9 protein-coding genes, 1 tRNA gene and 1 pseudogene are annotated in these 7028 nt (G+C 33.5%); 7 read left to right on the top strand and 4 right to left on the bottom strand.

Annotation, left to right across the window (positions count from 1 at the left end; translation table 11 throughout):
• Positions 1-14: 14 nt before the first annotated feature.
• Positions 15-431 (bottom strand): phospholipase A2 family protein, encoded by a 417-nt coding sequence (locus B3N22_RS19350; protein ID WP_172860101.1) that lies wholly within the window; start codon positions 429-431, stop codon positions 15-17.
• A 395-nt stretch (positions 432-826) separates the two neighbouring features.
• Here B3N22_RS19350 and B3N22_RS19355 point away from each other — a divergent pair, with 395 nt between their 5' ends.
• The 6 genes from B3N22_RS19355 to B3N22_RS23740 all read left to right on the top strand — a co-directional run bounded on the left by B3N22_RS19355 (position 827) and on the right by B3N22_RS23740 (position 5199).
• Positions 827-1009 (top strand): hypothetical protein, encoded by a 183-nt coding sequence (locus tag B3N22_RS19355; protein ID WP_172860100.1) that lies wholly within the window; start codon positions 827-829, stop codon positions 1007-1009.
• A gap of 61 nt (positions 1010-1070) precedes the next feature.
• Positions 1071-1313 carry a hypothetical protein gene (locus tag B3N22_RS19360; RefSeq protein ID WP_172860099.1) on the top strand — a complete coding sequence of 81 codons (243 nt, stop codon included), beginning with the start codon at positions 1071-1073 and terminating at the stop codon, positions 1311-1313.
• A gap of 334 nt (positions 1314-1647) precedes the next feature.
• Positions 1648-1845, top strand: a complete 198-nt coding sequence (locus B3N22_RS19365; RefSeq protein WP_172860098.1) for a hypothetical protein — start codon at positions 1648-1650, stop codon at positions 1843-1845.
• A 59-nt stretch (positions 1846-1904) separates the two neighbouring features.
• The gene (locus B3N22_RS19370; RefSeq protein WP_172860097.1) at positions 1905-2087 is read left to right on the top strand and encodes a hypothetical protein; all 183 of its coding nucleotides are present in this window, start codon (positions 1905-1907) and stop codon (positions 2085-2087) included.
• Positions 2088-2318: 231 nt separating this feature from the next.
• On the top strand, positions 2319-4370 hold the full coding sequence (locus B3N22_RS19375; protein ID WP_172860096.1) for an ABC transporter permease subunit: 2052 nt from the start codon (positions 2319-2321) through the stop codon (positions 4368-4370).
• A gap of 556 nt (positions 4371-4926) precedes the next feature.
• On the top strand, positions 4927-5199 hold the full coding sequence (locus B3N22_RS23740) for a CPBP family glutamic-type intramembrane protease (protein WP_414632250.1): 273 nt from the start codon (positions 4927-4929) through the stop codon (positions 5197-5199).
• A gap of 207 nt (positions 5200-5406) precedes the next feature.
• On the opposite strand, the gene B3N22_RS19380 is transcribed toward B3N22_RS23740, so the two are convergent.
• Complete coding sequence (locus B3N22_RS19380; protein WP_172860095.1) at positions 5407-5616, bottom strand: hypothetical protein; 210 nt, start codon at positions 5614-5616, stop codon at positions 5407-5409.
• A gap of 17 nt (positions 5617-5633) precedes the next feature.
• A tRNA-Cys gene (locus B3N22_RS19385) sits at positions 5634-5703 on the bottom strand.
• 430 nt (positions 5704-6133) lie between these two features.
• Between B3N22_RS19385 and B3N22_RS19390 the strand changes: the two genes are divergently transcribed.
• Positions 6134-6439 (top strand): hypothetical protein, encoded by a 306-nt coding sequence (locus tag B3N22_RS19390; protein ID WP_172860094.1) that lies wholly within the window; start codon positions 6134-6136, stop codon positions 6437-6439.
• A gap of 84 nt (positions 6440-6523) precedes the next feature.
• On the opposite strand, the pseudogene B3N22_RS19395 reads toward B3N22_RS19390, so the two are convergent.
• Positions 6524-6820 (bottom strand): annotated as a pseudogene (locus tag B3N22_RS19395) (transposase); the annotation flags it as partial.
• Positions 6821-7028 lie beyond the last annotated feature (208 nt).

Below are 7028 nucleotides of genomic sequence, written 5' to 3' on the forward strand. Positions count from 1 at the left end.
TATAATATTAAACTTCATATCATATCTTTAATCGTATCAAAATTGCCATAGCAAATATCATGAGTTCGGCAGCAAGAATCTAATTTATTAATCGGATCACCACCACCACAACCTAAACCGCACCACTTATATTGCTTACCGTCTAATTTACAACCACCATCGAAACAAGAAATCACTTTTGCTTGGAAATCCCCTTCTGTAGACATTTCCGGTAATTCTAATTCATCGGTAAATGTGAAAGATTCATCAGGTGCATCTTTTTCATAATAATGTCTAGTATAACTTCTAGTGCGTGATTTTAAATGGTCTTTAATCGTTACTTTATCCCCCAAAAAGTCCAACACTTTTCTTACATAATCTTGCTGCAAAAGAACGTCTAATGGATTCACGTCAGAAATGGTAAACGTATTTTCTTTAGTAGTATAAATCAAATAATTCAACCCCTTTTCGAATTGTGCTTTACCCTCCCAAACACAATGGTATTTACTCAAAACCAGTTAAGCAAGGTGAGAGGAAAAGACTTTAATTTAACAGCATTGACCAGTTGGAAGAATTTAGTTTCCAACCTTTGTTAATAATTGACTGCATGTCGTGTTTTTAGCGGAACAACAACGAGGAATTGGTTTACCGCAACCCATATCAGCGGTAGGTTTTATTTGCTGGCTCGCCCATAAATGTCTACCTCCTTTCTTTATACAAAAGGAAAAAATTAATTCATTTCCTCTTACACTTATGAAATTGAAGAAATGAAAGAAAAAATAAACCACTTTGAGAAAAACATCTTTCCACATTATTTTTACACTTGTATAGATAAGGAGGTGATCTAATGGAAGACATGATCAATTACTCTATCTCGGAAAGGAAAATAAACGAAACCCAAATTATTACGGTTAAAATACATACTGGAATAATGGAAAAGGGTATCGATGAAGTTAGGGTGTATTGGGATGACAAACAACAAATACTGATAGAGATTAGAGAATATGGGATAACCCAGACAGACAATTAAAACCTCTTTATTTAAAAGAGAAGGAGATTATAAGATCCAGTCTTCGTTTTGTGAACAGAGTATGGACATTTTATGTAAGACAAGTGTATCTATTGCATGCCAAGCAGTTTGCTTAGCGCTTCATAAAATATCCATAGCTGGTGTAACTTTGCCTTCTTCTATATGTGCGGAATTGTGCACAGTTATTGTAAATGAAGGTTGTGAATGGGCTAAAACACTCCTTTGTGAAACAAGAAAGAGAGCTATTAATGGTTCTCAGGCTGTCGAAAAAGTCTCGACAGCCTTTAATTTTACATATGAATAACGAAAAATACAGCTAAATATAATTAACAGTTCGAAACAAAAGTGCAATAGAGAACGAAAAAAGTAAAGCATAGTTTGTGCTACCAATAAGGAGTGATCAGATGAACTTTAAATGTGAATGCAGTTCTAGTGATTTTCATACGTTTTTCAGATACGAAGCTTTAGAGAAAAAAACGATTTCGCTGTACAAGATGTAACAGGACTTATCAAAGCAATCACGAAAAAATAAAAGAAATTAATTTAAATACCTTGATGGAAGAATCGTTAAATAATCAAAATATCAAAACTAACAAAAACGGCTATAGATGAAATAACTAAAACGAGGTGATATCAAAATGCCATTATGGTTATTGAGACTTAGTATTTATCTTGTGTTAGGAATAATATGCATCATTTTTCTTATCGGCATAGAGCCAGTTATACTTCATGCTCCATGGTTTATTCCCTTATGGACAATGGTTTTTCCTTATATCATCTACATGATCAGAAGAGTGAAAAGAGACAAGGAAAAAGGAAGAGGTAGCGGAAGATAGATCTAAAACATAGACCGAAATCTGTTTAGATGATTATTTTACAAGGAGGAGAATTAGATATGAATGAAAATAAAATGGCAATGATTGGCCATATGCGAATGATGGGTATGCCACTAACAAAAGAGCTTGTGGATTACCTGTACGAAACAGTAAAAGAACAGCAAAAAGAAATTACAACGTTAAAAGAGAATGCTACAATAAAAATGCAATTAATCGAAAGCGTTTTTATGAATATATTATAGGCTCTAGATATAGAATCTTTATTTGGTCATTAAAATTTTTTCTCTTTCACAATAGGAATCTATCCTAGTTAAAGTTAATTTAATAGAAAAAGAAGAAAACTTATTAGATCTATTTATCCTCATTTGGTATCAATTGGAAAAAATATAGTTGATAAACAAACGATATATCCATATAATTTGAGAATAGTGAAAATATTCAATTCAGTAATAAGGGGGAGGATGAAAGGATCGATGAAAAAAATTGCAAGATTAGTTATCTATTATTTACTTGGTGTGACCGCTATAATAGCATTAAGCGTTTTACCCCAATATTTTCAAATGAAAATGTTTTCAGAAGGGGAAAGTTATCTTTCTATATTTGTATCTTTTTTAACTGACGAATTTTTCCAAATGGATAAATGGGTATACTCTTTAAGAGGAGCGGAAACGCCAATTTTTGATGTTCTATTGCCAGCATTCATCTATTCAATGGAGATTCTATGTGGAGCGATTTTGTTAGGGTTTGGTATTGCTTGCATTTTAGCTCTTTTTGCTTTTTTTCTACCAAACTTTCTTCTACAGCCGATGAAAAGAATCCTAGATTTCGTCGAGTCCGTTCCAGATATCATTGTTGCTACACTACTTCAGGCATTTGTTCTCTTCATCTTTAAAAAAACAGGAGTAGAAATTTTCCAAATAGCTACATATTCAGAAAAAGCTTATTTAGGCCCCATTCTTACCCTATCTATTGTACCGGCTGTATCTCTATTTAAAATTCTTCTTCTCATGATGGAAGAAGAACATTCAAAAATGTATGTTACGTTTGCACGAAGCAAAGGGGTGCATGATTTACCAATCCTATGCAATCATATTATTCGTAATATTATTCCCGTCTCCTTTCATCACATGAAGATTATTATTTGGGGGTTATTGTCTAGTCAATTTGTTATCGAGCAATTGTTTAATGTTCATGGACTTACTTATTTTCTAAGAGCAAACTTTACGCCAATTACTGTCACTGTGTCTTTGTTATTAATCTTCACACCTTTTTTTATTATTTTTCAAATAGTAGACATGTTTGTAATAAAGGAAGAAGAAAAGGCACGAGAAGTGAAGAGAGAATCATGGAAACAGAAATGGAACATACCTAATTTACGATTATCGCTAAAAATAAGATGGGTGGATCTAAAAGAGAGTTTGCAGCAGTTTAATTGGGGAAAGTTTTCCATCATTCCACCAATAAAATGGTTAGCACAAAGTATCGGATTACATATGAAAAATTGGAAATTTGCATTAGGTAGCTTATTTTTTGTTCTTACAATAGGGTATAGTCTTATTTATTCTGTAATCACTAATGATTATGTAGAGCAACAGAACTTACTTTATGCCGAAGATGGATCCACATTGCTAGCAGCACCACCATTTGCTCCAACAGAGCCCTATTTCTTTGGATCCGATAAAGGTGGAGAGAGCATCTTTGATCAAATAGTGGTTGGGGCTAAGTATACATTAATCTTTGGCTTACTTATTGCCTTTTTACGTGTGATAGGTGGATTATTGCTTGGTGTGGTTTACTCTTTTTATTTAAAACATTCCTTTCAGCAATTTCTAGCCAAAATGGTAGATTCCATTCACTTTATGCCATTGAGTATAATCGCCTTTATTTTATTGACGCCAATTTTATTACCTGGAGTTGACGGTACATTTACAAAATCCTTTACGGAAAGAGTTATTTTAGAAACAATCATTTTAACGCTGTTAGTTATTCCATTAACGACTATCTTACTCGGGAAAGAAATCAATCGAGTATTAGAGTATGAGTTTATTGAAAGTGCAAGGGTATTGGGAGGTGACAAATTTAAAATATTTATTCGCCATATTCTCCCCCATATTGGCCCAAGGCTTACGATTCTATTCGGACAGCAATTCATCCAAGTAATGTTAATCTTTATGCACTTAGGGATGTTTGATTATTTCTTTGGTGGTACGAAATTACCATTGGATATGATGTTTGGAAATAACCCCAAATCAACTACCTATGAATGGTCGGGGTTAATAGGGCAGATCGGCAGAGAAGCAATCGGGGCAGGGAGATACTGGTTCTTATATATACTCGTGCCAATTATTATTACTATATTTGCCATGCAGTTGATTGTCCAAGGAGTAAAAGAGGTCCAGCAAGTAAAAGTTGGTGTAATCTTTAAACGCCCAAGACATAAACAGAAAAAAGATCCATTAGTAGAACATACACCAAATATTACAAGAGAGAGTTTTGTTCAGATCAAACGAAATAAAAATCTGTAAAATCAAAATTCACCCTTTATTTTTATTAAAAAAACATCACTAATTATTAAAAATAATAAAAATTGGGACATGAACAAGCGGAAAATGAACAATAAAACAAGTAAAACTAAATGGGGGATGCCACAGATGAGTACAGAAAAAGAGACCGGTTAGAATTACCTAACAACTATCCAATAACACGACTTATCTTAATAAAGGATTTTTTTAGAACCCCAGATTTATACAAAGCAATCGTATTCTTTTTAGCGTGCACCTTGTCATTGTAACTATTCGGCAAGTATCACTCACCCCAAATATGCCGGAGCGTTAAATCTTATAGCCTTATTAATGGGATTAATCACCATTACATTCTCTATAACAACGATAAATAAGAGACAAAGACTTGACCCGACAAGAAGGAGATTTCGCCTATCACGAATGCTTATGATTGTTACTGTTATGTTGATTGCCAATTTTATCGTGGCCTTTATTTTCAATAAAATTGGCATCACCATGCCTATACAACTGAATCAGATGTCATTAGATTAGATACGCTATTATCCAATTCTCAGTAGTTATAATTTTCACCATAATTATCGTATCACCGATTACAGAAGAAATAGTGTTCTGCGAATTATTACCCTATGCTACTGGTCCAAGCTATCTTAGCTTTATCATATCTAGCATTATATTTATTCTATTACACGCACCAGTTGGACTTATGGGGTGGACGAGTTATGGTATTTTGACTGCCGTTTTTTTATACGCCCGATTAAAAGATAATAATATTTACACTGAATTGCCGTCATATGATATGGAATGCACTATCGATTATCATATAACAACATGATTTTATACAGAAAACGCAAAGAGGAATTGGACAAGCATTTTGCATGATGTTATGTATGCTTTCACACGTTAAACAGGCGTAAAAAAGGAAAATTTCGACCAAAAAGGAACAAAAAATATCGGATAAAACACCATTATCTGAGGTGGATTTTGACACTTCCTGATTTTGTATATTCTAAAAAAATTTAATGAAGAATTATTTTTGTGACTATTTTTTTGATGTTGGACAACAACAAAAATGAATACCATATGTTTCTTCAATCGATTCTTCTAATGCCTGCAGCTGTTTCGAATATTCAATACAGATATTCTGATACGAATCTTTTTCTTTATTTGTTTTAGACGTTTCTATACAATTGGACATTCGTAACAAATCTAGTTTTACCTTATTGAATTTCTTAATATCTTCTTCTAGCATCCACTATCACCTCAAAAAGGCGGCAATCGGATTTGAACCGATGATAAAGGTTTTGCAGACCTTTGCCTTACCACTTGGCTATACCGCTGTGTTCTTTATATTATATAAAGTGAAAAAGCTATGCGAAAAATAAACAGGAAAAAATATTTTTAAAGTTGTTTATTATTTTAGTTCATCCTTCACTTATATAACTAGGGATGTAGCCAAAAGGAAAGGCAGTGTTGAGCACAAACTAGAGTCTTTGGTTCGATTCCAAAGCGTCCCTTGAGAACAATGGTTCTTGTTCTTACATCACTACACCAATCTCTCGCGAAAAAGTCTCTCTATATCACGGAGGGACTTTTTTGTTTTAATCTATTTCAGTATCAAAGCGGTACTTTTATTATGGAGCAACAAAAAACTTAATATTGCAATTTTTTCTGAAAAACAGTACAAAATGCCATTGTTTATTTCCAATATTTGAGTATTATGTATAATGTATTCCATTATCTCAAAACTCAAAGGAGAGATTAGGTGTATGAAAAGTAAGAACACTAGCATATCTTTTTATTGCTTCTTAGCTTCTATTGTAGTTTTTATTTTAGGTAACATTATGGGAAAAATATATTATGAAACAGGATTTACCCTAGGGATAGGAAGCGGTTGGCTTGGTTATGTATTTCTAGCAAGTATATTTATCATACCATTAGTCGGGGTAATATTTGGATTTAATGGTGAAAAAAGTCGCTTGAAATACGTTTCTATTGCTGCGAACTTATTAGTGTGCTTAACGGTAGGGGCCTTATCAGTAGCTTTAATCGTTTATGATTTCGTTCCGCAGTAAAATAACCATTGTATCTTATTGTATACAATGATCAGCTTGTGGAGAAAGGCACTATATTTTCTTCCACAAGCTTTTTTATTTGGTTTAATATTTATTTTGTTCACTGCCTTCCATCATTTTTATGTAAAAAACAAGGATCGTCACATTTACCCCTAGCTTGGCTAGGTGCGTGGCGATCTTTTTCATATTCTGACACGCTGCAGTGAGTAACACTTGCTCACTCGCATTGTGCAAGCCTCGTAACCGGCAATAGCGAAGTCCATGCAGTTCTTTTGATTCTGTGAAGCTTCGCTCGAATTTCTCTTTTCTAAGTTTATAAAGCATTTTTCCAGAGAGGGAGAGTCTGTTTAGGCGTACCTTCTCCTTGAAGTATTCCCACAGAAAGAAACATATGGGGGGGCCATATGAATATGATCAAATGGTTGCTAAATATAAAAAGGGAATTTCAATCCTGCCATTAAAGACATAATTGAAGGATTCGAAAATACGTACAGTATATAAAACATAAAGCACATTGCCCTAATCTGCTATGTGCTTTTCATCCCTTCCTAAATGCCACCTTTCAAAGTAAAAAAAAATTCCCCATTGA

Source organism: Clostridium sp. UBA1652 (assembly GCF_002320975.1).
GTDB lineage: Bacteria > Bacillota > Clostridia > Clostridiales > Clostridiaceae > Clostridium_T > Clostridium_T intestinale.